Source organism: Micromonospora sp. NBC_01412 (genome assembly GCF_045040215.1).
Classification (GTDB): domain Bacteria; phylum Actinomycetota; class Actinomycetes; order Mycobacteriales; family Micromonosporaceae; genus Micromonospora; species Micromonospora rubida.
Genome location: NZ_CP109528.1, coordinates 943,148 through 969,277 on the forward strand (window position 1 = coordinate 943,148; position 26,130 = coordinate 969,277).

A 26,130-nucleotide genomic window follows, 5' to 3' on the forward strand; every position below is an offset into this window, starting at 1 on the left:
CCTCGCACCCACACGGAGGCCACTCTTTCCGTGAATTTGCCCGATGCGGGGGCGACGCGGCCCCGGGGCGACGCGGCCCCGGGGCGGGCGGGTCAGTGGGGATGGTGCAGGTGGGTGAGGATGGCGTCGGCCAGGCGGTCGGGGGCGCCGTCGGCGTACCCGAGGAACAGGGACGGCTCGGTCAGCTCCAGCTCGACCAGCACGGGTGACCCGTCGGGGCCCGGGATGAGGTCGACCCGGGCGTAGAGCAGGCGCTCCGACCCGCCCGGGACCGCGGCCAGCACCCGCTCGGCGACGGCGAGTTGGTCGGCGGTGGCCGTCCGGGAGCTGATGTCCTCGTCCTTGAACAGCCCGTCGGGGCCCAGGTCGGGGCCGGTCAGCATCGGGCCCTTGCGGATCGCGTGACTGAACCGGAGCCCGTCCGGCCCGGCCAGGTACAGCAGCGCGGTCTCCCCGGCGGTGTCCACCGCCGTCAGGTACGGCTGGACCATGGCCACCCGGCCGGCCCGCGACAGCCGCCGCACGTGGGCCGTGGCCAGCTCGCGGTGCCCGGGGTCGGCCAGGTCGTACCGGCCGGTGTCCTGGCTGCCGGCACTGACCGCCGGCTTGACCACGTACTCGCCGTGGGTGGCGGGCGGCTCCCAGCTCTCCCCTGGCAGGACCCAGCCGGTCGGCACGGTGGGCACGCCGGCGGCCGACAGTTCGCCGAGGTAGCGCTTGTCGGTGTTCCAGCGCACCACGTCGGCCGGGTTGACCAGCCGGGGGACGGTCTCGGCCCAGGCCACGAACTCGTCGCGGCGCAGCGCGTAGTCCCAGGGCGAGCGGATCACGACCAGGTCGTACGCGGCCCAGTCGACCGCCGGGTCGTCCCAGACAGCGACGGTGACCGGGACGCCGCGCCCGGTCAGCGGGGCGAGCAGGAGCCGGTTGTCCGGGTCGAGGTCGGACAGCTCGGCGCACGTGACGATAGCGACCCGGGGTTCCCCCCGGGTCGACTGGTGGTGGTGTTCGGTCATCTGTGGGTCAACGGGCCATCGCGCGTCGGGCCATCGATCGCCAGAGGTCGTTGCTCGGGCGCATCTGGTCCATCAGCTCCCGCTCCCAGGCGTTCTCGACGGTGACTCCCGCCCTGGCGCACGCCTCGCGCGCAACCCCGGTGTCGTCCGCGAACTGGTCGCCCCAGGCCCCGTCGGAGCCCACGAGGACGATGCGCGCGCCACGCTTGCCGACGTACTCGATGACCGCCTTCGCCCCGCCGTGCCCGGCGGCGAACGACTTGATGCCCGCGACCAGACCGCTGGGGGGGGTCTGGTCGGCGACGGTCTGCTGAGCCGTCAGCGTCGGATCGGAACCTTCTGCCATGACGCGAAGCCTAAGCAGAGTTCCCTTGTGCCGTGCGAGAACCATGAACAATTTGTGATGCCTATTACCCGACCGTTTAAGGAAGCCCACAGGTGCTTCGTGGGGATTTATCCGACTTAGCCGGCCATAGCTCAGCGACAAAGTCACCCGTTGTCACCCGAGTTGAGTGAACCCGACTCAGGGTGAAATCTTTTCCGATATGTCACCAAATACGGACAACTCATCAACGATGGTGATTTGTCCGGGCAGCACGGCAGGCCGGCGACCAACCGGACCACCGGGAACCGGGGGGCGGTGACACGGCGCGGGCCGGGGCCCGACGGCCCCGGCCCGCGTCCTCGCGGAGACCGCGTCAGATCAGGGCGTCCACGGCGACGGCGGCGAACAGGATGGTCAGGTAGACGTACGACCAGTGGAACAGCCGCATCGGCCTGACCGCCCCGCCCCGGGCCACCTGGCGGCACAGCTTGTGCGCCTCGTACACGAAGACCCCGCCGGACACCAGCGCGGTGACGCCGTAGATGGCGCTCATCCCGAGCGGCCAGACGGCCAGCGAGGAGAGCAGGGTCAGCCAGGCGAAGCCGATGATCTCGGCGTTGACCCGGCGGGTCGAGGCGACCACCGGCAGCATCGGGATGCCGGCGCGGGCGTAGTCCGCCTTGTACTTCATGGCGAGGGGGTAGAAGTGCGGCATCTGCCAGAAGAAGACCACCGCGAACAACGCCCACGCCGCCGGCGCCAGCGAGCCGGTCACCGCGGCCCAGCCGATCAGCACCGGGGCCGCCCCGCACGCGCCGCCCCAGAAGGTGTTCTGCGGCGTGGTCCGCTTCAGCCACAGCGTGTAGACCAGGTCGTAGTAGGCGATCGCGGCCAGCGTCAGCCCGGCGGCCAGCAGGTTGGTGAACGCGGCCATCAGGGCCACCGAGACCACCGCGAGCACCAGCCCGAAGACCAGCGCGCTGCGCGGCGAGACGGTGTGCGTCGGCAGCGGGCGGCGCTTGGTGCGCCGCATGAGCTGGTCGATGTCCCGGTCGATGTAGCAGTTGAGCACGCTGGCCGCGCCGGCGGCGAGCGAGCCGCCCACCAGCACCACCGCCATCAGCCACAGCGACGGCAGGCCACCCTCGGCCAACATCATCGCCGGGATGGTCGTGACCAGCAGCAGCTCCACGATGCGCGGCTTGGTCAACGAGACGTACGCCGAGACCACCGCCCGGACGTCCCGCCGGGGCACCGCCGGTGCCTCGGTCACCGTGCGCACCGGCGGCTGCCCGGCAGAGTTGCTGACGGGGCGCTCGGTGATCATGCTCACGGATTGCCACCTTCCGGCGTCGGCAGGGGGGTCGGATCGGTCGGACCCGTCGGGGTCCACATACCGATCAACACACTACGCGTCGTCGTTTTGGCTGCCCCCGCGACCCGACAACGGTGCGGGCCGTCACACCCTGGTGGAACGGCCGAACCGGACGGACCCGCATGCAGAGATCCCTGGGCGCACGTTTAGGGCCGCTCGATAGGGTCATCACTGAGGGTTCCGCCCAACTGCCGAGGAGCACAACCATCGTGGCTGCCAACCGACCCGAGCAACCCGCACTCAACTGGTCCGACCTCGACCGCCGGGCCGTCGACCTCGTCCGCGTGCTGGCCATGGACGCCGTGGAGAAGTCCGGCAACGGCCACCCCGGTACGGCGATGAGCCTCGCCCCCGCGGCGTACCTCCTGTTCAACCGGGTGATCCGGCACAACCCGACCGACCCGAACTGGGCGGGCCGGGACCGGTTCGTACTCTCCGCCGGCCACTCCAGCCTGACCCTCTACATCCAGCTCTTCCTCTCCGGCTACCCGCTGAGCCTGGACGACCTCAAGGCGCTGCGGCAGTGGGGCTCGCTCACGCCGGGTCACCCCGAGCACGGGCACACCCCGGGCGTGGAGACCACCACCGGCCCGCTCGGCCAGGGCCTGGGCAACGCGGTCGGCATGGCGATGGCGGCCCGCCGCGAGCGCGGCCTGTTCGACCCGGAGTCCGAGGCCGGCGCGTCGGTGTTCGACCACGACATCTGGTGCATCGTCTCCGACGGCGACGTCGAGGAGGGCATCAGCCACGAGGTCAGCGCGCTCGCCGGGCACCAGCAGCTCGGCAACCTCACGGTGATCTACGACGACAACGAGATCTCGATCGAGGACGACACCCGCATCGCCAAGAGCGAGGACGTCGCGGCCCGCTACGAGGCGTACGGCTGGCACGTGCAGACCGTCGACTGGCGCACCGGCGACGCCGACCAGGGCGACTACCACGAGGACATCGAGGCGCTGCACCGGGCGCTGCTGGCGGCGAAGGCCGAGACCGGCCGCCCCTCGTTCGTCGCGCTGCGCACCATCATCGGCTGGCCCGCCCCGAACAAGCAGAACACCGGCAAGATCCACGGCTCGGCGCTGGGCGCCGACGAGGTGGCCGCCACCAAGCAGCTCCTCGGCTTCGACCCGGCCCAGAGCTTCGAGGTCGACGAGGAGGTCCTCCGCCACGCCCGCCGGGCGCTGGAGCGCGGCGCGGAGGCCCAGCAGGAGTGGGAGAAGGCGTACGAGGGCTGGGCGAAGGCCAACCCGGAGCGCAAGGCGCTGTGGGACCGGATGTCCCAGCGGGTCCTGCCGGAGGGCTGGACCGAGGCGCTGCCGACCTTCCCGGCCGACGCCAAGGGCGTCGCCACCCGGGCGGCGTCCGGCAAGGTGCTGGAGGCCCTCGCCCCGGTGCTGCCCGAGCTGTGGGGCGGCTCGGCCGACCTGGCGGAGAGCAACAACACCACGATGAAGGGCGAGCCGTCGTTCATCCCGGCGGCGCACGCGACCAAGGACTTCCCGGGCCACGAGTACGGCCGCACGCTGCACTTCGGCATCCGCGAGCACGCCATGGGCGCGATCCTCAACGGCATCTCCCTGCACGGCGGCACCCGCCCGTACGGCGGCACCTTCCTGGTGTTCAGCGACTACATGCGCCCGTCGGTGCGGCTCGCCGCGCTGATGAAGCTGCCGGTGGTCTACGTCTGGACGCACGACTCGATCGGCCTCGGCGAGGACGGCCCGACCCACCAGCCGGTGGAGCACCTGACCGCGCTGCGGGCCATCCCCGGCCTGGACGTGGTCCGCCCGGCCGACGCCAACGAGACCGCCTGGGCGTGGCGGCAGGCGCTGGAGCACACCGACCGGCCGACCGCGCTGGCGCTGAGCCGCCAGCCGCTGCCGACCCTGGACCGTTCGACCCTGGGCGGCGCCGAGGGCGTCACCAAGGGCGGCTACGTGCTGGCCGAGGCGTCCAACGGCAAGCCGCAGGTGATCATCGTCGGGACCGGCTCCGAGGTGCAGCTCTGCCTCACCGCCCGGGAGCGGCTGGAGGCCGACGGCACCCCCACCCGGGTGGTGTCGATGCCGTGCCAGGAGTGGTTCTACGCGCAGGACGAGGCGTACCGGGAGTCGGTCCTGCCGCGCGGGGTAAAGGCACGGGTGAGCGTGGAGGCGGGCATCGGCATGTCCTGGCGCGGGATCGTCGGTGACTCCGGCGAGAGCGTGAGCCTGGAGCACTACGGCGCGAGCGCCCCGCACTCCGTGCTCTTCGAGCAGTTCGGCTTCACCCCCGACCGGATCGTGGCCGCCGCGCACGCGGCGCTGACCCGGGTGGGCGACATCACCGGTTTCACGACCGGCAACTGAGGGGAGCGTGGACGGCATGACGGACAGGCTTAGTGAACTCACCGCCGCCGGGGTGGCGGTCTGGCTCGACGATCTCTCCCGGGTGCGGCTGAGCTCCGGCGGGCTGGACCAGCTCCGCCGGGAAAAGCACGTGGTCGGGGTGACCACCAACCCGACGATCTTCGCCAAGGCGCTCGGCGACGCCGACGAGTACGACTGGCAGCTGCGCGACCTCGCCACCCGTGGGGTGGAGGTGGAGGAGTCGGTGCGCATGCTCACCACGTACGACGTGCGGTGGGCGTGCGACGTGATGCGCCCGTCGTACGACGACAGCCGTGGCGTCGACGGCCGGGTCTCCATCGAGGTGGACCCGCGGCTGGCCCACGAGACCGACAAGACGGTCGCCGAGGCCAAGGCGCTGTGGTGGCTGGTCGACCGGCCGAACCTGTTCATCAAGATCCCCGCCACCGAGGCGGGCCTGCCGGCGATCACCGCGACCCTGGCCGAGGGGATCAGCGTCAACGTCACGCTCATCTTCGGCCTGGACCGCTACTCGCAGGTGATGGAGGCGTTCCTCGCCGGCCTGGAGCAGGCGCGGGCGAACGGCCACGACCTGTCCAAGATCGGCTCGGTGGCGTCGTTCTTCGTCTCCCGGGTCGACTCCGAGGTCGACAAGCGGCTGGAGAAGATCGGCTCCGCCGAGGCCAGGGCGCTGCGCGGCAAGGCCGCCGTCGCCAACGCCCAGCTCGCGTACGAGCGCTACAGCGAGGTCTTCTCCTCCGACCGGTGGCAGTCCCTGGCCGACGCGGGCGCCCACCCGCAGCGCCCGCTGTGGGCGTCCACCTCGACGAAGAACCCGGACTACCGGGACGTCATCTACGTCGAGGAGCTGATCGCCCCCGGCACGGTCAACACGATGCCGGAGTCGGTCATCCACGCGTACGCCGAGCACGGCGAGACCCGGGGCGACACCATCACCGGCGCGTACGACGCGGCCCGCAAGGTCTTCACCGACCTGGAGGCCGTCGGCGTCGACATGTCCGACGTGATCGCCACCCTGGAGCGGGAGGGCGTGGAGAAGTTCGAGGCGAGCTGGCTGGAACTGCTCGACGGGGTGCGCAAGTCGCTCACCGCGGCGGGTCGGGGCACCGGGCGGCCCGGCCAGGCCGCGCAGGGCAACGCGCAGGCCGCCCAGCAGGCGGGGGGAAACGCGTGACCGACGCTCACGGCGGCTCCCCGGGGCATCGCCGCGGGGCGGCCACGTGAGCGACCTGCTCGCCGGCCCGGCGGATGCGTCCGCCGGGCTGGTCGTGCACGGCGCGGACGCGGTCGACCGGTCCGCGCCCGCGTCGACCCGGGACGCCCTGGTGACCCGGGGCGTCCCGGCGCGACTGGCCGCGAAGGACCCCACGCTGTGGGGGCCGGAGGCCGAGGCCGAGGCGGGGACCCGGCTCGGCTGGCTGGACACCCACCGGCGCAGCTGGGAGCTGCTCCCCCAGCTCGCCGAGCTGACCGCCGAGCTGGCGGACCTGGACCACGTGGTGCTCGCCGGGATGGGCGGCTCGTCGCTGGCCGCCGAGGTGATCACCCGCACCCTGGGCCGGCCGCTGACCGTGCTGGACACCACCGACCCGGGCCAGGTCCGGGCGGCGCTGGCCGACCGGCTGGAGCGCACCGTGGTGGTGCTGGCCAGCAAGTCCGGCAGCACGGTGGAGACTGACAGCCACCGGCGGGCCTACCTCCAGGCGTTCCTCGACGCCGGGCTGACCGAGGCGGAGGCCGGCCGGCACTTCGTGGTGGTCACCGACCCGGGGTCCCCGCTGGAGTCCGTCGCCGCCGAGCTGGGCGCGATCACCGTGCTCGCCGACCCGCAGGTGGGCGGCCGGTACTCGGCGCTGACCGCGTTCGGGCTGGTGCCGGCGGCGCTGGCCGGGGTCGAGGTGACCGAGCTGCTCGACCAGGCCGAGGCGCTGTCGCAGTCGCTGGCCCGGGACACCGACAATCCGGGCCTGGCGCTGGGTGCCGCCCTCGGCGCGGCGGCCACCGGGGGCCGGGACAAGGTCGCCCTGATCGGCGACGGCACCGGGATCGACGGGCTCGGCGACTGGATCGAGCAGTTGCTCGCCGAGTCCACCGGCAAGGCCGGCCTCGGCATCCTGCCGGTCGTGCTGGAGTCCCCCGACGCCCCCGGCGGCGCCGGCCCGGACGTGCTCACCGTCAGCTACGGCGGGGCGCTGTCCCCCGGGGCGGTCCCCGGCGGTGGGTGCGCGCCGGACGTCGCGGTCAACGGTCCGCTCGGCGCCCAGTTCCTGGCTTGGGAGTACGCCACGGCGGTGGCCGGCGCGGTGCTCGGGGTGAACCCGTTCGACCAGCCGAACGTCGCCGAGAGCAAGGAGAACACCGCACGCATCCTGGCCTCGGCCGCGCCGGCGGAGCCGCCGTCGTCGACTGCGGGCGCGATCGAGGTGTACGCCCCGGCGGGCAGCCCCGGCGACCTGGCCGGCGCGCTGCGTCACCTGCTCGACGGCGTCGGCGACGGCTACCTCGCCGTGCTGGCGTACCTGGACCGGCTCGCCGACGCCGACGCGGCCCGGCTGCGTCCGCTGCTCGCCGAGGTTGCCGGCCGGCCGGTCACCTTCGGCTGGGGGCCGCGCTTCCTGCATTCCACCGGCCAGTACCACAGGGGCGGTCCTCAGATGGGCCGTTACCTCCAGTTGACCGGTACCGTCGACAATGATCTGCATGTGCCCGGGAAGCCGTATTCCTTCGGGGAACTCCAGGCTGCCCAGGCCGCGGGCGACCGGCAGGCCCTGGCCAGCCGGGGGCGTCCGGTGCTGCGGCTGCACCTGACCGACCGGTCGGCGGGAGTGGCCCAGCTGCTCGACGCGGTCCGGCAACTACGAACCTGACGATGGACGACGTGACACCAGCGGAGCGAGGAGGCGGCGTGAACCCGCTGCGCGACGCGCAGGACCGGCGGCTGCCGCGGATCCCGGAGCCCTGCGCTCTGGTGATCTTCGGGGTGACCGGTGACCTGGCGCGGAAGAAGCTGCTACCGGCGGTCTACGACCTGGCGAACCGGGGGCTGCTGCCACCCGGTTTCGTGGTCCTGGGCTTCGCCCGGCGCGACTGGGGCGACGGCGACTTCGAGTCACTGACCCACGACGCGGCCAAGCAGCACGCCCGGACACCCTGGCGGGAGGAGGTCTGGGCCCGGCTTGCCGGCAACATCAAGTTCGTCGGCGGCTCGTTCGACGACGACGACGCCTTCGACCAGCTCAACCGGACACTTGACGAGCTGCGCAGCACCCACGGCATCCACGGCAACGCGGCCTTCTACTTCTCCATCCCCCCGACGGCGTTCCCCGTGGTGCTCAAGCAGCTCGCCCGCACCGGGATGGCCGACAACGAGAAGTCCGGCGGCTGGCGGCGGGTGGTGGTGGAGAAGCCCTTCGGGCACGACCTGCCCTCGGCGAAGGCGCTCAACGACCTCGTCGACGACGTGTTCACCCGGCAGGACGTCTTCCGGATCGACCACTACCTGGGCAAGGAGACGGTCCAGAACATCTTGGCCCTGCGGTTCGCCAACAGCCTGTTCGAGCCGCTGTGGAACTCCAAGTACGTCGACTCGGTGCAGATCACGATGGCCGAGGACGTCGGCATCGGCAGCCGGGCCGGCTTCTACGACTCGGTCGGCACCGCCCGGGACGTGTTCCAGAACCACCTGCTCCAGCTCCTGGCGCTGGTGGCGATGGAGGAGCCGACGAGCTTCGACGCCGACGAGATCCGGGCCGAGAAGCTGAAGGTGCTCAAGGCGATCACCCTGCCGAAGGACGTCTCCCGGGGCACCGTGCGCGGGCAGTACCTGCCGGGCTGGGTCGCCGGGCAGCGGGCGGTCGGCTACCTGGACGAGGAGGGCGTCCCGGCGGACTCCACCACGGAGACGTACGTGGCCGTGGAACTGGGCATCCAGAACCGCCGCTGGGCGGGGGTGCCGTTCTACATCCGGGCCGGCAAGCGGCTGCCCCGGCGGGTGACCGAGGTGGCCATCATGTTCAAGAAGGCCCCGCACCTGCCGTTCAACGCGGCCGACATGGAGATGCTCGGCAACAACCAGCTCGTCATCCGGGTGCAGCCGGACGAGGGCGTGGTGCTGAAGTTCGGCTCCAAGGTGCCGGGCACCACGATGGAGGTCCGCGACATCGCGATGGACTTCCAGTACGGCGAGGCGTTCACCGAGTCCAGCCCCGAGGCGTACGAGCGGCTGGTGCTGGACGTGCTGATCGGCGACCGTACCCTCTTCCCCGACGCCGCCGAGGTCGAGCAGAGCTGGGCGGTGGTGGACCCGCTGGAGCACGCCTGGGAGGGCACGAGGCCGGAGCCGTACCGGGCCGGCGAGTGGGGTCCCCGGGCCGCCGACGAGATGCTGGCCCGCGAGGGCCGGGCGTGGCGGAGAGCGTGAGCGGGCACAGCGAGCGAACCAGGAGGTTCCATTGATCGGGCTCTGGGACACCACCGGCAACGAGGTGGTCAAGGCGCTCGCCGCCGAGCGGCGCAGCGCGGGCGGGGTGGCCAGCGGCATGGCGCTCACCCTGATCGTGGTGGTCGACGAGAAGCGGGTCCGCGAGGCGGAGGCGGCGGCGACCATCGCCGCCGCCGCCCATCCGTGCCGGCTGCTCGTGGTGGTCCGGGCCGACGTCGAGCGGGAGCGTAACCGGCTGGACGCGGAAATCGTCGTCGGCGGCCGGCTCGGCCCGTGCGAGGCGGTGGTCACCCGGATGTACGGCCGGCTGGCGCTGCACGCCGAGTCGGTGGTGATGCCGCTGCTGGTGCCGGACGTCCCGGTGGTGACGTGGTGGCACGGCGAGCCGGCCGCGGAGATCGCGACGGACTTCCTCGGCGTGGTCGCCGACCGGCGGATCACCGACACGGCGCAGGCCGCCGACCCGATCGAGGCGCTGCGCCAGCGGGCCCGGGACTACGCCCCGGGGGACACCGACCTGGCGTGGACCCGGATCACTCCGTGGCGCACCCTGGTGGCCGGCGCGTTCGACACCACGGAGGCCCGGGTCACCGAGGCCCGGGTGGTGGCCCCGCCGACCGACCCGACGGCCGCGTTGATGTGCGGCTGGCTGGGCAGCCGGCTCGGGATCACCCCGCGCTGGGAGCCCAGCGACGCGTCCCCCCGGATGCGGGAGGTGCAGCTGAGCTGCGCCAACGGCGAGGTGCTCTCCCTGACCCGGGAGGACAGCCTGGCCACGTTCCGGCGCACCGGGCAGGACGACCGGCAGTTGCCGCTGGTCCGCCGGCCGCTCGGCGACGAGCTGGCCGAGGAGCTGCGCCGGCTGGACGCCGACCAGGTCTACGCCGAGGCGCTGGGCGCGGTGGCCGGCATCTCCGGGCTGGACGAGCGGCCCGCCCAGCGGGTGCACGTCTGGAAGGACCCGGCGACCGCGAAGCGGGCCGAGGCGGGGGTCACCGCCCACGCCGGCACCAGCGCGACACCCTGACGACGGCGCCGGCGGGCCGGATCCGGCCCGCCGGCCCGGCCACGCGACGGAGGGCCGCCGGCCCCCCGGGCACGACGAACAGGGACCGCGAGGGCGGTCGGAGACGAAGGCACAACACATGAGTGAGACGAGTGTCGCCGTCCACGCCGATGCCGACCTGCTGGCGCAGGCGGTGGCGGCCCGGTTGCTGGTGAAGCTGCTCGACGCGCAGGCGGACCGCGGCCAGGCGGCGGTGGTGCTGACCGGCGGCCGGATCGCCGCCGCCGTGTACCGGGCGGTGGCCGCGCTGCCGGCGCGGGACGCGGTCGACTGGTCCCAGGTCGACGTCTGGTGGGGCGACGAGCGGTTCCTGCCTGCCGGGGACCCGGAGCGCAACGAGACGCAGGCCCGGGCGGCGCTGCTGGACGTGGTGCCGCTGGACCCGGGCCGGGTGCACCCGATGCCGGCGTCCGACGGTCCGGCCGGGGCCGACCCGGAGGCCGCCGCCGCCGGGTACGCCGCCGAGCTGGCCCGGGCGACCCGCCCCGGGCACGCCACCCTCCCCCACTTCGACGTGCTGATGCTCGGGGTGGGCGAGGACGGGCACGTCGCCTCGGTCTTCCCGGAGCACCCCGTGCACCACGACAGCCGGCCGGTCAGCGCCGTGCGGGGCAGCCCCAAGCCGCCGCCGGTGCGCACCACGCTCACCCTCCCGGCGATCAACACGGCCGAGGAGGTCTGGCTGGTCGCCAGCGGCGCCGACAAGGCCCGCGCGGTCGGCATGGCGCTGGCCGGGGCCGGCCCGGTGCAGCTCCCGGCCGCCGGGGCGCAGGGCGTCGGGCGCACCCTCTGGCTGCTGGACCGGGCGGCGGCGGCCAACATCCCGCCCCGGCTGCGCAGCCTGCGCTGAGCTCTACGGAAGGGCCCCCACGGGGGCCCTTCCGCGTGTCCGTCGGGTGCCCCCGCCCGGCTGCTCAGGCGCCCTGCCCTGCCCGGCTGCTCAGGCCCGGCCCCGGTCGCTCAGGCCCGGCCCCGGCGGCGGCGCAGGGCGGCCAGGGCCTCGGCCAGCAGGGCCTCTCCCTCCTCCGGGGTGCGCCGTTCCTTCACGTACGCCAGGTGGGTCTTGTAGGGCTCCGGGCGTGCCCGGCCCGGCGGGTTGCCCGGGTCCTGGCCGGCGGGGACCCCGCAGCGGGGGCAGTCCCACTGCGGCGGCGGCTCGGCCTCCGCCGCGATCGGGACGTCGATCCGGTGGTCGTTGCGGCACCAGTAGGTGACCGACCGGCGCGGGGCCGGCGCGTGCCGCTCGTTGAAGCGTTCCGGGCCGGATCCGGTCCGGGCACCCCGGATCAGGTTGCCACTCGCCACGGCTGCTCGCTCCTGTCATCGGAGGGGACCGCCGCTCGGGCGGGCGGCGGGCGACGCGGTGCAGCGGGAAAACGACTGCGCGCGGCCCGTCGGTGACGGACCGCGCGCAGATTGTACGACTCAGTGGGCTCGCTCTCAGGCCCCGCTGGTGAGCTCGAGTCGCAGCCAGAGCCCCAGCCCGACGATACAGGCGAACCAGACGATGCCCACCAGGACGGTGTAGCGGTCCAGGTTCTTCTCGGCGACCGAGGAGCCGGCGAGGCTGGAGCTGACCCCACCGCCGAACATGCTCGACATCCCACCGCCCTTACCGCGGTGCAGCAGGATGAGCATGGTGAGCATGACGCTCGTGATGACCAGCAACACGATCAACGTGTATGCGAACCAGATCGGCATGGCTGGGGTCAGTCCTCTCGTTACGATCCTCGCCCGGACAGGTCGGGCACTGCGGCACCGGCCGACGGACGGGCGGAGTCAAGGATAGCGAGCCGTCAGCGGCTGATGTGCTCCGGGAACCGGCAGATCTTGGCGAATTCCTCGCCGTCCAGGCTCGCGCCGCCGACCAGGGCCCCGTCCACGTCCGGCTGAGCCATGATCGAGGCGATGTTCGAGGACTTCACCGACCCGCCGTAGAGGATCCGGACCTGGTCCGCGGTCGTCTGGTCGAAGGTCTCGACCAGCCGCTTGCGGACCTCCCCGCACACCTCCTGGGCGTCCTCGGGGGTGGCCGTCTTGCCCGTCCCGATCGCCCAGACCGGCTCGTACGCCACGACGACCTTGGTGACCTGCTCGTGGGTGAGCCCGCGCAGCGCGCCGTCGAGCTGGTCACAGCAGTGCGGCACGTGCCGGAGCTGCTCGCGGACATCCAGCCCTTCCCCGATGCACAGGATCGGGGTGAGCCCGTTGGCCAGCGCGGCGGTCACCTTGTCGTTGACCAGCGCGTCGTCCTCGTGATGGTACTGCCGCCGCTCGGAGTGGCCGACCACCACGTACGTGCAGCCGAGCTTCGCCAGCATCGCCCCGGAGATGTCCCCGGTGTAGGCCCCCGACTGGTACGGCGACAGGTCCTGCCCGCCGTAGCCGATCAGCACCTTGTCGCCGTCCACCGCGGTCTGCACGCTACGCAGGTCGGTGAAGGGCGGCAGCACGACGCACTCGACGTCGGTGAGCTGCTTCTCGGTCAGGCTCGCGGCCAGCTTCTGCACCAGCCCGTTGGCCTCGAAGTGGTTGAGGTTCATCTTCCAGTTGCCGGCCATCAGCGGCCGGCGGTTGATCACTGCCATCAGTCCTCCAGCGCCGCGATGCCGGGGAGGGTCTTGCCCTCCAGGTATTCCAGGGAGGCGCCGCCACCGGTGGAGATGTGCCCGAAGGACGACTCGTCCAGCCCGAGTGCACGCACCGCCGCGGCGGAGTCGCCACCGCCGACCACGCTGAGCGCGTCGGCCTTCGTGATCGCCTCGGCGACGCCCCGGGTGCCGTTGGCGAAGGCCGGCATCTCGAACACGCCCATCGGCCCGTTCCAGAAGATCGTCTTCGCCTGGGACAGGGCCGCCGCGAAGCCGGCCACCGTCTCCGGGCCGATGTCGAGCCCGAGCCGGTGGCTGGGGATGGCGTCGGCGCGGACCGTGTCGTGCGCCGCGTCGGGGGCGAAGGCGTCCGCCACCACCACGTCGACCGGGAGCATGATCTTGCCCTCGGACCGCTCCAGAAGGTTGCGGCAGGTCTCCACCATCTCCTGCTCCAGCAGCGAGGTGCCCACCTCGTGGCCCTGGGCCTTGAGGAAGGTGAAGCACATCCCGCCGCCGATGAGCAGCCGGTCGACCTTCGGCAGCAGCGCCTCGATCACCGCGAGCTTGTCGGAGACCTTGGAGCCGCCGAGCACCACCACGTACGGCCGCGCCGGCTTGCCGGCGAGCTTCGCCAGCACCTCCACCTCGCGCAGGACCAGCCGGCCGGCGACGTGCGGCAGCCGCGCCGGCACGTCGAAGACGCTGGCGTGCTTGCGGTGCACCGCGCCGAACGCGTCGTCGACGTACGCCTCGCCCAACGCGGCGAGCTGGTCGGCGAACGCGCCCCGCTCGGCATCGTCCTTGCTGGTCTCCCCCTTGTTGAAGCGGAGGTTCTCCAGCAGGGCGACCTCGCCGTCGGCGAGCGCGTCGACCGTGGACCGGGCGGAGTCGCCGACGGTGTCCTCGGCGAACCGCACCTGCGCGCCGAGCAGCTCGCCGAGGCGGGCCGCGACCGGGCGGAGGCTGAACTGCGGGTCGGGCGAGCCCTTCGGGCGGCCCAGGTGCGAGAAGACCACGACCTTCGCGCCGGCCCCGGTCAGGGCGGTCAGCGTCGGCAGCACCGCGCGGATCCGGCCATCATCCGTGATCGCGCCGGTCTGCTTGTCGAGTGGGACGTTCAGGTCGGCGCGCACGAGCACGCGCCGACCCGTCACCCCCTCGGCGAGCAGGTCGTCGAGGTTGCGGATGGTCACAGCGACTGACCCACCAGCTTGACCAGGTCCACCAGGCGGTTCGAGTAGCCCCACTCGTTGTCGTACCAGCCGACGACCTTGATCTGGTTGCCCACGACCTTGGTCAGCGGCGCGTCGAAGATGCAGGACGCCGGGTCGGTGACGATGTCCGAGGAGACGATCGGGTCCTCGTTGTAGACCAGGATTCCCTTGAGCGGGCCCTCGGCGGCGGCCTTCAGCGCGGCGTTGACCTCGTCCACCGTGGTTTCCCGGTTGACGTTGACCGTGAGGTCGGTGACCGAGCCGGTCGGGATCGGCACCCGCAGCGCGTACCCGTCGAGCTTGCCCTTCAGCTCCGGCATCACCAGGCCGATGGCCTTCGCGGCGCCGGTGGAGGTCGGGACGATGTTCAGCGCGGCGGCCCGAGCGCGACGCAGGTCGGAGTGCGGCGCGTCCTGGAGGTTCTGGTCCTGGGTGTACGCGTGGATCGTCGTCATCAGGCCGTGCTGGATGCCGAACGTGTCGTGCAGCACCTTCGCCATCGGGGCGAGGCAGTTGGTGGTGCAGGAGGCGTTCGAGATGATCGTGTGCTTGGCCGGGTCGTACTGGTCCTGGTTCACGCCCATGACGACCGTGACGTCCTCGTTCTTCGCCGGAGCGGAGATGATGACCTTCTTGGCCCCGCCGGCGACGTGCGCCTTCGCCTTGTTGGCGTCGGTGAAGAAGCCGGTGGACTCGATGACCACGTCCACGCCGGCCTCGCCCCACGGCAGCTTCGCCGGGTCCTTCTCGGCGTACGCCTTGATGGCCTTGCCGCCCACGATGATCTCGTCGGCGGTCGCCTTGACCTCGTGCGGGAGGCGACCCAGGATGCTGTCGTACTTGAGCAGGTGAGCGAGCGTCGCGTTGTCGGTCAGGTCGTTGACGGCCACGACCTCGATGTCCGCGCCGGACGCCAGCACGGCCCGGAAGAAGTTACGGCCGATGCGGCCGAAGCCGTTGATGCCAACCCGGATGGTCACAGGTCCCGTCTCCTCGCGTTGATCCGCCGGCGTCAGCTTCGGCCGGCGAGGTGATGTGCGCCGGCCGTTGGAGCCGGCCGTTGACAGTTCATGTCGGCCACCCCGCCGCGGTCCGAAGACCCTGACCGCCCGAGGCGGTGAGCACGGCGAGGAGTGCCGGTGCCGGCCCCCTTGCCGTATGCAGCGACCCTATCCGAGCGCGTGGCGGCATGCTGCGCCGGGTGGTGATCCGCTTCGCGTTCTCGGGCCGGGTCCCGCCCCGGGGACGCGAGGCGGGGCGGGCCGGGACCCGCCGCCACGCGCCGCCGTCCGCCTACCGCCACCGTCCTATCAGACCACGAGCATGTCGGGCGTGACGGCCGCTTCCGTATCCGGGATGCCCAGGTCGCGGGCCCGCTTGTCGGCCAGCGCCAACAGCCGGCGGATCCGCCCTGCGATGGCGTCCTTGGTCAGCGGCGGGTCGGCGAGCGCGCCCAGCTCCTCCAGGGACGCCTGCCGGTGCTCCAGGCGCAGCCGGCCGGCGGACGTGAGGTGGTTCGGGGCGTCCTCGGCAAGGATCTCCAGGGCCCGGGTCACCCGCGCGGCGGCAGCCACCGCGGCCCGCGCCGAGCGGCGCAGGTTGGCGTCGTCGAAGTTGGCCAGCCGGTTGGCCGTCGCCCGGACCTCACGGCGCACCCGGCGCTCCTCCCAGGCCAGCACGCTGGAGTGCGCGCCCACCCGGGTGAGCAGCGCGGCGATCGCGTCGCCGTCCTTGACCACCACCCGGTCCACGTTGCGCACCTCGCGGTTCTTCGCGGTGATGCCGAGCCGGCGGGCCGCGCCGACCAGTGCCAGCGCCGACTCGGGGCCGGGGCAGGTGATCTCCAGGGCGCTGGAACGGCCCGGCTCGGTCAGCGAGCCGTGCGCCATGAACGCCCCCCGCCACGCGGACACCGCGCAGCAGACGTTCGCGGCCACCACGTGCGGGGGCAGCCCCCGCACCGGCCGCCCCCGGACGTCGAGCAGCCCGGTCTGCCGGGCCAGGGCCTCGCCGTCCTTGACCACCCGGACGATGAAGTGGCTGCCCTTGCGCAGCCCGCCGGAGGCCAGCACGTGGATCTCGCTGGAATAGCCGTAGACCTCAGCGATCTCCCGGCGCAGCCGCCGGGCCACCGCCCCGGTGTCGAGTTCGGCCTCCACCACCACCCGACCGGAGACGATGTGCAGCCCGCCGGCGAAGCGCAGCAGCGCCGCCATCTCCGCCCGCCGGCAGCAGGGCTTGGGCACGTCGACCCGGCTCAGCTCGTCCTTGACCGCAGCCGTCATCGCCATTGTGCGCCCCCTCACGGACCGGTTCCGGCGTGTCGCCGGAGATTACGTACGTGCTTAACGATCGGCGCCCAGGACAGGCACCAGGGCCGCACCCAGGGCCGCCGGATCGTGACGGGGCCCGCCTTCGGTGACGGCGACCGGGGCGAGGATCAGCCGGGCACCCAGCGATTCTGCCGCACGCTCGACGGGCCCGGGATCGCCCACCGCCTTGGAGTCCGCCAGCACGGCGTCCACCGTCAATTCGGGCAGGTAGTGCCGCAGGGTGGCCAGGTGGTCGGCCAGGGAGAGACCGAGGGTCTCCTTCTCCGCCGCCAGGTTGAGGGTGACCAGCCGGCGGGCCGGGCTGGCCACGATGGCGGCGGCCAGCCCCGGCACCAGCAGGTGCGGCAGCAGGCTGGTGTACCAGCTGCCCGGCCCGAAGATCAACCAGTCCGCCTCGGCGGTGGCCGCAACGGCCTCCGCGCAGGCCGCCGGGGCGGTCGGGGTGAGTCGCAGCGACTCTACCCGCCCGGTGGTGACCGCCACCTGGTGCTGCCCGCGCACCGTGCGCGCCTCGTCGGGGCAGGCCGGGTCGACGCCGCGTACCCGGGCCTCGATGCCGACCGGCTGGCGGGACATCGGCAGCACCCGGCCCACCGCGCCGAGCATCGCCCCGGCGTGTTCCAGCGCGGCGACCGGGTCGCCGAGCAACTCGATCAGCCCGCACAGGACCAGGTTGCCGACCGCGTGCCCGGCGAGCCCGTCGTCGGTGTCCGCCGGGTCACCGGCGGTGCCGGCGAAGCGGTGCTGGAACAGCCCCGCGCTGCGCCTGGTGGCCGGGTGGTCGCCGGCGAGGGCCACCAACGCCTGGCGCAGGTCCCCCGGCGGCAGGCCGCCGCGCCGGGCCCGCAGCCGGCCGCTGGAGCCGCCGTCGTCGCCGACGGTGACCACTGCGGTGATGTCCAGGTCGAGCTCGGGCGCGCAACGGCGCAGTGCCCGCAGGGACACCGACAGGCCGTGCCCGCCGCCGAACGCGACCACCCGCATCGGCGTCATTCCCGCCCCAGGTCGCGGTGCTGGGCCTTGGCGGCGAGGCCGGCGTGACGCAGCCGGGCGGCCAGCTCCTCGGCGATGGCGACGCTGCGGTGCTTGCCGCCGGTGCAGCCGACCGCCACGGTGAGGTAGCGCTTGCCCTCCCGCTCGAAGCCGACGGTGGTGGCGTTGACCAGGTCCGCGTACGTGCCGACGAAGGCATCCGCGCCCTCCTGGCCGAGCACGTACGCGCTGACGGCCTCCTCCCTGCCGGTATGCTCGCGCAACTCGGGCACCCAGTACGGGTTCGGCAGGAACCGGGCGTCGAGGACGAAATCGGCGTCGGGCGGGAGGCCGTACTTGAAGCCGAAGGAGAGCACGGTGACCCGCAGCCGGCGGCTGTCCTCGCCGCCGAACAGCTCCTCGATCCGGCGGCGGAGCTGGTTGACGTTCAGGTGGCTGGTGTCGATGATCACGTCGGCCTGGTCCCGGGCCTCCTCCAGCAGGCCCCGCTCCACGGCGATGCCGTCGGCGAGCCGCCCGTCGCCCTGCAGCGGGTGCGAGCGCCGCACGCTCTCGAACCGGCGGATCAGCACCTCGTCGTCGGCGTCGACGAAGACCACCCGGGGAGAGAAGCCCCGGTCCTTCAGCTCCCGGATCGCCCCGACCAGGTCGGTGGAGAAGGCGCGCGAGCGAACGTCCAGCACCATCGCGGTACGCCGGGCCGCGCCGCCGGCCTTGAGGGCCAACTCGGCCATGTCGAGCATCAGCGCCTGGGGCAGGTTGTCGACCACGTAGTAGCCGACGTTCTCCAACGCCCGCGCCACGGTGCTGCGGCCACCGCCGGACACGCCGGTCACCACCACCAGCGTGGTCTCCGCCTCCGACACCGCCGGTGTCGGGTCGCCGGTCACCGGAGCCTCGGGCGTCCGCGCCTCGTTCACTGCCTGCTCCCCCCACGGATGACACCGCGGTCGAGATGACCGCGCATGGCCGATCTGCGACTCTATCCCGCTGCCCCCGCCACCCCGCGCAGCCCACACCCACCCACCCCACCCCGCGAACACCCCACCCCGCGAACACCCCACCCCCGCCCCCACGCCCCGCCCCCACGCCGATCTTGCACTTACGGCCCGAACAAAGAACGCACAAGCGGCATATAGGCGGCCGCAAGTGCAAGATCGCGGCTGCCGGGGTGGCGGGGAGAGCGATTGGGCACGATGGAAGAAGTCAATCGGCGAAAGCCCCGCCAAAATGCGATTGGACATCGACCTGTGTCAATCGACCGCGTTGGGTGGGTTGGCGGGCGCGTCCACGCGGCCGGCGGTCACCGGCCTCCCGGTCCGGGCGTAGTCGCCAGCGTCGCCGTCGCGCCCGCGCCCGGGTCTCGTCCCCCCAGCGTGAGGAGCGCAGCGTGACGCAGACCCACAGATCTCCCCGACGACCCGAGGTGCGGGCAGGGCTCCAGCCGGACACCGGGCAGGAGGGGACGTCCGCCTTCGTCAACGGGCACTTCCCCCGGCGGCGGGCACTGATCGTCCTGCTCAGCGTGCTCGGCGGCTTCCTGCTGACCGTGATCTGGTCGGCGGAGTTCGTGGACCAGACCATCGGCGACAACGTTGCCAACACCCTCCTCGGCCACGACGCCAAGGAGACACCGATCCAGGGGATCGCGGCGGGCATCGTGTTCGCCTTCGTCTCCGGGATCGCCGGCACGTTCACCGCCTGCAACATCGCCGCCTTCGGCGCCCTCGCCCCGCTGACTGGCACCACCACCGGGAGCAGGTTCAGCAGGCTCGTCCAGCCGCTGAAGCCGCTGGGCTGGATGTCGGTGGGCATGATCGCGGTGTCGGCCGTCTACGGCGCGATCGTCGGCATCGTCGGCACCTCGATGCCACAGTTCTCCACCGCCCCCACCACGCCCGGCGGCCTGTCGCCGAGAAGCATCCAGTCGATGGTCGTCTTCGGCGTGATCGGGCTGGTGATGGTCTATCTCGGGCTGGCCTCGATCGGCGTGGTGCGGGACCCGTTCGCCCGGATCGCCCGCCGGTACCCCAACGCCCCGATGATCTTCATGGGTGCGCTGATCGCCGGCTTCCTGATCGGTCGGCCGTTCGGGCTGTTCCGGCAGATGTTCCGCGACGCTGCGGAGAGCGGCAACCCGCTGTACGGGGCGGCGGCGTTCACGCTCCAGTCCATCGGCAACATCGTCATCATGGCGGTGCTGTTCCTGCTGCTGGCCTGGCTCGCCGGCTCCCGACTGCAACGGTGGTTCACCGAGCGGCCGACCCGGCTGGCGGTGCTGACCGCGGTCGCGTTCATCGTCGCCGGCGCGTTCACGTTCCTCTACTGGGACGTACGGCTGCTCGCCCGCCGCGAGATCATCCCCTGGTATCCCCTGGCTCCCTGGGCCTGACCCGCGACGCCGCCGCTGGTGACCGGAGCCTCGGCCACCAGCGGCGAGACCGCCGAGGGTGGCTGGGCGCCGTCAACGGCGCTGCTCCAGCGCCTTGACCCGGTGGCGGCCGAGCACGCCGAGGTAGTCCCACGGCTCGTCGAGGCAGGAGTCGACCTCGGCCGCCCCGATGATCTCGGCCAGCCGCTCCGCCAGCTCATCGGGATCCGGCTGCACCTGCTCGCAGAGCTGGACGTGGACCGCCCGTAGCGCACCGCCGATCTCGCCCGGCTCCTCCTCGTACGTCTCCCAGGCGTCGTGGAGAGGCGGGACGATGCGGTCCCAGGCGCGGGCGGCCCGCTCGACCACCAGCAGGGTTCCCTCCGTCGCCGGCCGCTCGGCCAGCACCCGTACCTCTTCGACGATCGCCCGACCTGCCTTCTCGACGTCGTGCAGGTCCCAACGGTCACCGCTGGTCGCCTCGTGGGCGATGCCGTCGATGCTCCGGCCGACGTCGTCCAGCTCGGCGGTGGTGAGAGGCGCGAGCCGGCCGGCCTGCGCCAGCAACCTGCTCTCCAGCACCCGATCCGCGGCCGCCCACTCGGCGACCAGCGACGCGAGCCGATGGGCGGGGATGTCGCGCGCGACGTCGGTCAGCTCGGCGACCCTGGGGTCGATCTCCAGAGTCGACGACGAGGTGGCCGCCGAGGACCAGTCGAATCCGTCCTCCACAGCGGCGGCGGTGAGGGCCACCGCGTGGGCGCACAGCTCCGCACTGACCGGGCAGTCACACTCGGCGGTGAAGCCGTCCGCCGTGATTCCCACCCAGACCTCGTAGGGCGGCTGCCCAGCCTCTCGGATCACGCAGGACGCTCCACCGCCGGCCGAGGTGATCGCCGCCGGCTGCCCGGCCGCCCGAAGCTTGTCCGCCGCGTCGCAGGCCACGGCCCCGGCCTCGCCCCGCAGGGCGTCGATGTCGATGCGTACCGCCATCCGGCCATCTAACCGGGCGTGGGTGATGCCGTCGGCATCAGGGCAGCGGCCGACTTACTGAGGCGTCAGCCGCGCAGACCAGTCCGCAGGCCGACGATGAACAACGACCACGCGGCGCGCTCGAAGAGGAGCGCAGGCCCGCCCGGGTCCTTGGAGTCCCGGACGGCCAGAACGGGCATCAGATCAGCCACTTCGACGGAGGAGCCTCCCGTGTCGCCGCTGCGGATGCTCTTCCGCCACTGGGCGCTCACGAGGTCGGTGGCTCGCCGAACGTGGGTCACGAGTCCGCGCTCGACGGGGCCGACGTTTCCGAGCGGGTCCGGGCCGCCATCGCGCACGCGCTGGCGAGGCCGGACCCCCTCTCCTCGTACGTCGACGCCCGGCTCACCCACCACACCTCCAAGCGCGAGCGGCGGTCGGGGCGTAGCGCGTGTGCCCCGCCGCTGGACGCTGCACCTGACCTATCCGGCGGCCGACCTGCGCGAGGCCCGGGACCAGGCGGTCGTCTACACGGAGGGCTGACGATCCTGCGCCCCGAGCCGGCCGCGAGCGCCACGCTGCTGTCCCGGGCCGACGCCTGGAACCACGTCAAGCAAGCGGCGACAAGGCGTGAGTCGCCCCGCCCACGCGGGTCGGGCCGGCCAAGATCGCGCTCGAACACGGAAAGAGTGGCCTCCCGCGCTGAGGAGGCCACTCTTTCCCGGATCGAGCGCGATCTTGCGACAGCGACCGTGCCCGCGCGGCCCCGACGGCGCGGCCGTGCCGGCGCGGGATGCGCGTGAGGGGCGGTGGGTCAGATCGCGCGGGCCACGCAGATGCGGGCGTCGAGGCGGGGGCCGGCCTCGTACAGCATGTACGAGACCCCGCCGTCCGTGCCGAACGTCGGCGCGGCGACCCGGCCGTTGTCGGGGGCCACCGGGGTGTGGAAGACGCCCAGGTGCACCTCCCGGTCGAAGGCGTTGCCGACCTCGGTCAGCCGCATCCTGCCGTCGCCGCCGTGGTAGACGACGTACGTGGTGTTGTTGCGGTGCAGCAGGTGCGGGCCGGAGATGTCGGTGAGCCCGTCGCCCGACGGCGAGACCAGCGGCTGCGGGTCGAAACTCCACCGGTCCCAGCCGTTTGGCGACCAGCCCCAGAAGATCTTCCGGGTGCCGGGCTTCACCGTGTGCGCGCCCATGAAGAGCATCACGTACCGGTTGCCCAGCCCCGGCACGGCGTGCTCGAAGACCCGGGCGTACGAGGTCTCGGTCGTGTTCGGGACCAGCCGGGTGCTCAGGATCGGCGTCTCGTCGGTGAAGGTGACGCCGTCGCGGGACCGGGCGACCCGGGTGGTGAAGTTCTCCCCGTGGAAGTAGAGGAAGAACTCGCTGGTCGGGGCGTTCCAGACGACGTGCGGCGAGGAGACGTGGCTGACCGTCGCGCCGCCGGGCAGGAACCGGTCGACGATCGGGTTGCCCGGGTGCTCGGTGTAGGGGCCCTCCATCCGGTCGGCGTAGGCGAGGCAGATCCCGCCGGGGTTGTCGTGCGGGGCGTAGTACAGGTAGTACCGGCCCCGGGCCCCGGAGATCTTGTCGTAGACGCCCCGGACGCAGGGGAAGATCGTTTCACCGGTGGGGTTGTAGACCAGCGGCCTGTCGAACGCGTCGCGCACGTACCGGTAGCCGGGGAAGCCGGCCGGGCCGGCCAGGGCTGGGGCGCCGGCGGCCAGGGCGCCGAGGCCGCCGCCGGTCGCGGTGGCGGCGCCGAGCAGCGCGGCGCCGCGGAGCAGGCCGCGGCGGGTGAGGGCGGGCGGTGGTACGGAATGGGTCGGCACGGGGTCTCCGATCACGGGGGGACGCCCGGTGACTGCGCGGTCGCGACGAGGCCGGCCAGGCGCCGACAATCACCGAGTGTGACGATGCTGCGGTACGGTGAGCATGCCCTGTGATCGATGAGTTTGCGCGGGCGGCGACGCCGGTCAAGGTGATAATACGGATTATCAAGATGGGGCGGGCGGCCCCACGGCTGGAAGGGTCAGCGACGGCGGGCTCCGAAAGGGAGTTCATCATGACTCTTCGTGTCGACTTCAGGCCCCGCGAAGGTCGGTGAGCCCACAGCAGTCGAGCCCGGACCAGCTTGCCGGGCTGGAGGATCGTGACCACTCCGACTTCCAGAGGTGCATGCGCTTTGCATACACTTTCCCCATGGAGCCAGCACTGGAAGCAGCCCTCAACGAGTGGCACGCGAGCGTGAACGACGGCGACTTGGAACGGTCAGCGAGGGCGGTCGGCGATCCGATCGTCGTTCTGGGCCCGAAGGGCGCCGGCCCGATCACACCCGCGCAGTTCGCAGAGTGGGTGCAACGCTCGGGGATCACGCTCATCCCCCGGTCGTGGCATCCGGTCAGCGACCGCCTCATGGTCGTGGAGGAGGACGCCAGCTGGCCTGAGAGCAAGACCCCGACCCGGGTGGCGACGGTGTTCCGGGTGGCCGGCGAGAAGGTGACCGCCTCCCTCCGGCTGCCAGATCTGAAATCGGCGCTGGAGCTGGCCTACATCTGCCGGGAGATGGCGGCCACCGAATGAGCAGCCCAGGACCGGGGGAGGCATTGTTCGCCTTCGTCCGGCACTGGTCGCGCAGGCCATCGGCCAGCGATGACGAGGTTGCCGAGCAAGGCCGGCTCGTGCTCGTCACCGAGTCCGTCCACTCCCTGACGCAGCGAGGGATCACGGCCACGGTCAATGCCGTCGCCCACGAGATCGGCATCGACCAGAGCGGAGCATCACGACTGGTCAAGAGCGCGACAGAGGCCGGATACGTGATTTTGCGGGCATCGGAGACAGACGGTCGGCAACGTCAGGCGACGGTCACCTCATCCGGCCACGCCATGCTGGAACGAGCTCACGAGTGGCAGGAGCAGGTCTTCGGCCGGCTCACCGAGAACTGGAGCGTCCAGCGGCGCCGTGACTTCCAGCAGGCGATGACGGACCTGATCGACCGGTCCTACGCGCTGGACGCATGACCCCACGCCAACGCGCCGCTGAGCCTGGCTGCGAACAGCCACACCACCGCGTCCAGCCCTCCTACGGCGAGCTGTCGCCCGCCGCGTCGGGCCGGGCCGGCTGTGGGCCCGCGTCGGGGTTGAGGGCGGCGGTGATCGCCTCGGCGGTGCGTCGGCCGACGCCGGGGACCTCGATGATCTCCTCCACCGAGGCCGCGGCGAGCCGCTTGAGCGAGCCGAAGTGACGCAGCAGCGCCTTGCGCCGCACCTCGCCGAGGCCGGGCACGTTGTCCAGCGCCGACTCGGTCATCCGCTTCGAGCGGCGCTGCCGGTGGAACGTGATGGCGAAGCGGTGCGCCTCGTCGCGCACCCGTTGCAGCAGGTAGAGCCCCTCGGAGGTGCGCGGCAGGATGACCGGGAACTCGTCGTCGGGCAGCCACACCTCCTCCAGCCGCTTGGCCAGGCCGCACAGCGCCACGTCGTCGATGCCCAGCTCCGCGAGGGCCTGGGCCGCCGCGGCGACCTGCGGCGCGCCGCCGTCGACCACCACCAACTGCGGCGGGTACGCGAACTTGCGGGGCCGGCCGGTCGTCGGGTCGATGCCCGGCCGGTCCGGGTCGGAGGCGGTCTCCTCCCCCAGCTCGCCGGTCTCGGCGCGGGCGTCGAGGTAGCGGGCGAAGCGGCGGCGCAGCACCTCCGACATGGCGGACAGGTCGTCGGTAGCGCCCCGGACGATGAACCGGCGGTACTCGCCCTTGCGGGGCAGGCCGTCCTCGAAGACGACCATGCTGGCCACCACGTCGGTGCCCTGGATCTGGGAGATGTCGAAGCACTCGATGCGCAGCGGCACGGTGCGCATGCCGAGCGCGTCGCTGATCTCGTCGAGGGCCTGGCCCCGGGTGGTCAGGTCGCCGGAGCGCTTGAGCTTGTGCCGGGCCAGGCCGTCCTTGGCGTTGCGTTCCACCGTCTCCAGCAGGGACCGCTTGTCGCCGCGCTGCGGCACCCGCAGGGACACCCGGCTCCCCCGGCGGCCCGACAGCCAGTCGGCCAGCGCGTCGGCGTCGGCGGGCAGGGCGGGCACCAACAGCTCCCGGGGCACGTCGGCCTCGCCCTGCTCCTCGCCGTACACCTGGGTGCAGAAGTGGTGCACCAGGTCGCCGGGGGTCAGGTCCTCGGTCTTCTCCACCACCCAGCCGCGCTGGCCCCGGACCCGGCCGTCGCGGACGTGGAAGACCTGGACGGCGGCCTCCAAGGGGTCGTCGGCGAACGCGACCACGTCGGCGTCGGTGCCGTCGCCGAGCACCATGGTCTGCTTCTCCATCGCCCGGCGCAGGGCCGCGACGTCGTCGCGCAGCCGGGCGGCCTTCTCGAACTCCAGCGCCTCGCTGGCCTCGGTCATCTCGCGTTCGAGCCGGCGGACCATGGTGTCGGTGCGCCCGCCCATGAAGTCGCAGAAGCCGTCGACGATGTGCCGGTGTTCCTCGGCGGAGACGCTGCCCACGCAGGGCGCGGAGCACTTGCCGATGTAGCCCAGCAGGCAGGGGCGGCCCACCTGGCCGGCGCGCTTGAACACGCCGGCCGAGCAGGTGCGCGCCGGGAAGACCCGCAGCAGCAGGTCGAGCGTCTCGCGGATGGCCCAGGCGTGCGAGTACGGCCCGAAGTAGCGCACCCCCTTGCGCTTGGCGCCGCGCATCACCTGGAACCGGGGGAACTCCTCGTCGACGGTGACGGCGAGGTACGGGTACGACTTGTCGTCGCGGTAGCGGACATTGAACCGGGGGTCGTACTGCTTGATCCAGGTGTATTCGAGCTGGAGGGCCTCGACCTCGGTGCCGACGGTGACCCAGTCGACCGACTCGGCGGTGGTGACCATCTGCTGGGTGCGCTGGTGCAGCCCCCACAGGTCGGCGAAGTAGGAGCTGAGCCGGCTGCGCAGGTTCTTCGCCTTGCCGACGTAGATCACCCGGCCGGTGCCGTCGCGGAACCGGTAGACCCCCGGGGAGTCGGGGATCGTGCCGGGCGCGGGACGGTAGGTGGAGGGATCAGCCACGCCTGGAAGA

Annotated in this window: 24 protein-coding genes; 9 read left to right on the plus strand and 15 right to left on the minus strand. The window is 72.4% G+C overall.

What is annotated here, in order from left to right:
- Positions 1-92 precede the first annotated feature (92 nt).
- The 3 genes from OG617_RS03985 to OG617_RS03995 all read right to left on the minus strand — a co-directional run bounded on the left by OG617_RS03985 (position 93) and on the right by OG617_RS03995 (position 2,674).
- On the minus strand, positions 93-1,016 hold the full coding sequence (locus tag OG617_RS03985) for a RimK family alpha-L-glutamate ligase (RefSeq protein ID WP_405098758.1): 924 nt from the start codon (positions 1,014-1,016) through the stop codon (positions 93-95).
- A 7-nt stretch (positions 1,017-1,023) separates the two neighbouring features.
- The gene (locus OG617_RS03990) at positions 1,024-1,362 is read right to left on the minus strand and encodes a hypothetical protein (protein ID WP_405098760.1); all 339 of its coding nucleotides are present in this window, start codon (positions 1,360-1,362) and stop codon (positions 1,024-1,026) included.
- A gap of 352 nt (positions 1,363-1,714) precedes the next feature.
- The gene (locus tag OG617_RS03995; RefSeq protein ID WP_405098762.1) at positions 1,715-2,674 is read right to left on the minus strand and encodes a heme o synthase; all 960 of its coding nucleotides are present in this window, start codon (positions 2,672-2,674) and stop codon (positions 1,715-1,717) included.
- Between the two features lie 251 nt (positions 2,675-2,925).
- Here OG617_RS03995 and tkt point away from each other — a divergent pair, with 251 nt between their 5' ends.
- The 6 genes from tkt (at position 2,926) to pgl (ending at position 11,442) form a co-directional block, all read left to right on the plus strand.
- Positions 2,926-5,064 (plus strand): transketolase, encoded by a 2,139-nt coding sequence (tkt, locus tag OG617_RS04000; RefSeq protein ID WP_405098764.1) that lies wholly within the window; start codon positions 2,926-2,928, stop codon positions 5,062-5,064.
- A gap of 16 nt (positions 5,065-5,080) precedes the next feature.
- On the plus strand, positions 5,081-6,259 hold the full coding sequence (tal, locus tag OG617_RS04005; RefSeq protein WP_405098766.1) for a transaldolase: 1,179 nt from the start codon (positions 5,081-5,083) through the stop codon (positions 6,257-6,259).
- 46 nt (positions 6,260-6,305) lie between these two features.
- Positions 6,306-7,952: a glucose-6-phosphate isomerase gene (locus OG617_RS04010; protein ID WP_405098768.1), complete on the plus strand. Its 1,647-nt coding sequence runs from the start codon at positions 6,306-6,308 to the stop codon at positions 7,950-7,952.
- A 2-nt stretch (positions 7,953-7,954) separates the two neighbouring features.
- Positions 7,955-9,505 carry a glucose-6-phosphate dehydrogenase gene (gene zwf / locus OG617_RS04015; protein ID WP_405098770.1) on the plus strand — a complete coding sequence of 517 codons (1,551 nt, stop codon included), beginning with the start codon at positions 7,955-7,957 and terminating at the stop codon, positions 9,503-9,505.
- 31 nt (positions 9,506-9,536) lie between these two features.
- Positions 9,537-10,553, plus strand: a complete 1,017-nt coding sequence (locus OG617_RS04020; protein WP_405098772.1) for a glucose-6-phosphate dehydrogenase assembly protein OpcA — start codon at positions 9,537-9,539, stop codon at positions 10,551-10,553.
- A gap of 118 nt (positions 10,554-10,671) precedes the next feature.
- Positions 10,672-11,442 carry a 6-phosphogluconolactonase gene (gene pgl, locus OG617_RS04025; RefSeq protein WP_405098774.1) on the plus strand — a complete coding sequence of 257 codons (771 nt, stop codon included), beginning with the start codon at positions 10,672-10,674 and terminating at the stop codon, positions 11,440-11,442.
- Positions 11,443-11,552: 110 nt separating this feature from the next.
- On the opposite strand, the gene OG617_RS04030 is transcribed toward pgl, so the two are convergent.
- The 8 genes from OG617_RS04030 to rapZ form a co-directional block, all read right to left on the minus strand.
- Positions 11,553-11,897: an RNA polymerase-binding protein RbpA gene (locus tag OG617_RS04030; RefSeq protein ID WP_405098776.1), complete on the minus strand. Its 345-nt coding sequence runs from the start codon at positions 11,895-11,897 to the stop codon at positions 11,553-11,555.
- A 135-nt stretch (positions 11,898-12,032) separates the two neighbouring features.
- Entirely contained in the window at positions 12,033-12,293 is a 261-nt protein-coding gene (secG, locus tag OG617_RS04035; RefSeq protein ID WP_396681992.1) for a preprotein translocase subunit SecG, read from the minus strand.
- Positions 12,294-12,388: 95 nt separating this feature from the next.
- Positions 12,389-13,180 (minus strand): triose-phosphate isomerase, encoded by a 792-nt coding sequence (tpiA, locus tag OG617_RS04040; protein ID WP_405098779.1) that lies wholly within the window; start codon positions 13,178-13,180, stop codon positions 12,389-12,391.
- A complete protein-coding gene (locus OG617_RS04045) occupies positions 13,180-14,379 on the minus strand; it encodes a phosphoglycerate kinase (RefSeq protein WP_405098781.1) in 1,200 nt (399 codons plus the stop codon). The genes tpiA and OG617_RS04045 overlap by 1 nt, the downstream gene beginning before the upstream one ends.
- Positions 14,376-15,380, minus strand: coding sequence for a type I glyceraldehyde-3-phosphate dehydrogenase (gap, locus tag OG617_RS04050; RefSeq protein ID WP_396681987.1), 1,005 nt, complete (start codon positions 15,378-15,380; stop codon positions 14,376-14,378). Before gap ends, OG617_RS04045 begins: the two co-directional genes overlap by 4 nt.
- 330 nt (positions 15,381-15,710) lie before the next feature.
- Positions 15,711-16,691, minus strand: a complete 981-nt coding sequence (whiA, locus tag OG617_RS04055) for a DNA-binding protein WhiA (RefSeq protein WP_396681985.1) — start codon at positions 16,689-16,691, stop codon at positions 15,711-15,713.
- 54 nt (positions 16,692-16,745) lie between these two features.
- Positions 16,746-17,726: a uridine diphosphate-N-acetylglucosamine-binding protein YvcK gene (gene yvcK, locus OG617_RS04060; protein ID WP_405098784.1), complete on the minus strand. Its 981-nt coding sequence runs from the start codon at positions 17,724-17,726 to the stop codon at positions 16,746-16,748.
- On the minus strand, positions 17,723-18,646 hold the full coding sequence (gene rapZ / locus OG617_RS04065) for an RNase adapter RapZ (protein ID WP_405098786.1): 924 nt from the start codon (positions 18,644-18,646) through the stop codon (positions 17,723-17,725). The genes yvcK and rapZ overlap by 4 nt, the downstream gene beginning before the upstream one ends.
- A gap of 470 nt (positions 18,647-19,116) precedes the next feature.
- Here rapZ and OG617_RS04070 point away from each other — a divergent pair, with 470 nt between their 5' ends.
- The gene (locus tag OG617_RS04070) at positions 19,117-20,118 is read left to right on the plus strand and encodes a hypothetical protein (protein WP_405098788.1); all 1,002 of its coding nucleotides are present in this window, start codon (positions 19,117-19,119) and stop codon (positions 20,116-20,118) included.
- Positions 20,119-20,190: 72 nt separating this feature from the next.
- Here the strand turns inward: OG617_RS04070 and OG617_RS04075 are convergent, their stop codons facing one another.
- From OG617_RS04075 to OG617_RS04085, 3 genes are all read right to left on the minus strand, one after another.
- Positions 20,191-21,090: an SWIM zinc finger family protein gene (locus OG617_RS04075; protein WP_405098790.1), complete on the minus strand. Its 900-nt coding sequence runs from the start codon at positions 21,088-21,090 to the stop codon at positions 20,191-20,193.
- Positions 21,091-21,155: 65 nt separating this feature from the next.
- Complete coding sequence (locus OG617_RS04080; RefSeq protein ID WP_405104098.1) at positions 21,156-21,371, minus strand: DUF397 domain-containing protein; 216 nt, start codon at positions 21,369-21,371, stop codon at positions 21,156-21,158.
- 512 nt (positions 21,372-21,883) lie between these two features.
- Entirely contained in the window at positions 21,884-22,903 is a 1,020-nt protein-coding gene (locus OG617_RS04085) for a hypothetical protein (RefSeq protein WP_405098792.1), read from the minus strand.
- Positions 22,904-23,273: 370 nt separating this feature from the next.
- Between OG617_RS04085 and OG617_RS04090 the strand changes: the two genes are divergently transcribed.
- Entirely contained in the window at positions 23,274-23,654 is a 381-nt protein-coding gene (locus OG617_RS04090; RefSeq protein ID WP_405098794.1) for a hypothetical protein, read from the plus strand.
- Positions 23,655-23,677: 23 nt separating this feature from the next.
- The gene (locus tag OG617_RS04095; RefSeq protein WP_405098796.1) at positions 23,678-24,091 is read left to right on the plus strand and encodes a MarR family winged helix-turn-helix transcriptional regulator; all 414 of its coding nucleotides are present in this window, start codon (positions 23,678-23,680) and stop codon (positions 24,089-24,091) included.
- Positions 24,092-24,152: 61 nt separating this feature from the next.
- Here OG617_RS04095 and uvrC read toward each other — a convergent pair whose 3' ends face one another.
- On the minus strand, positions 24,153-26,120 hold the full coding sequence (uvrC, locus tag OG617_RS04100; protein ID WP_405098798.1) for an excinuclease ABC subunit UvrC: 1,968 nt from the start codon (positions 26,118-26,120) through the stop codon (positions 24,153-24,155).
- Positions 26,121-26,130 lie beyond the last annotated feature (10 nt).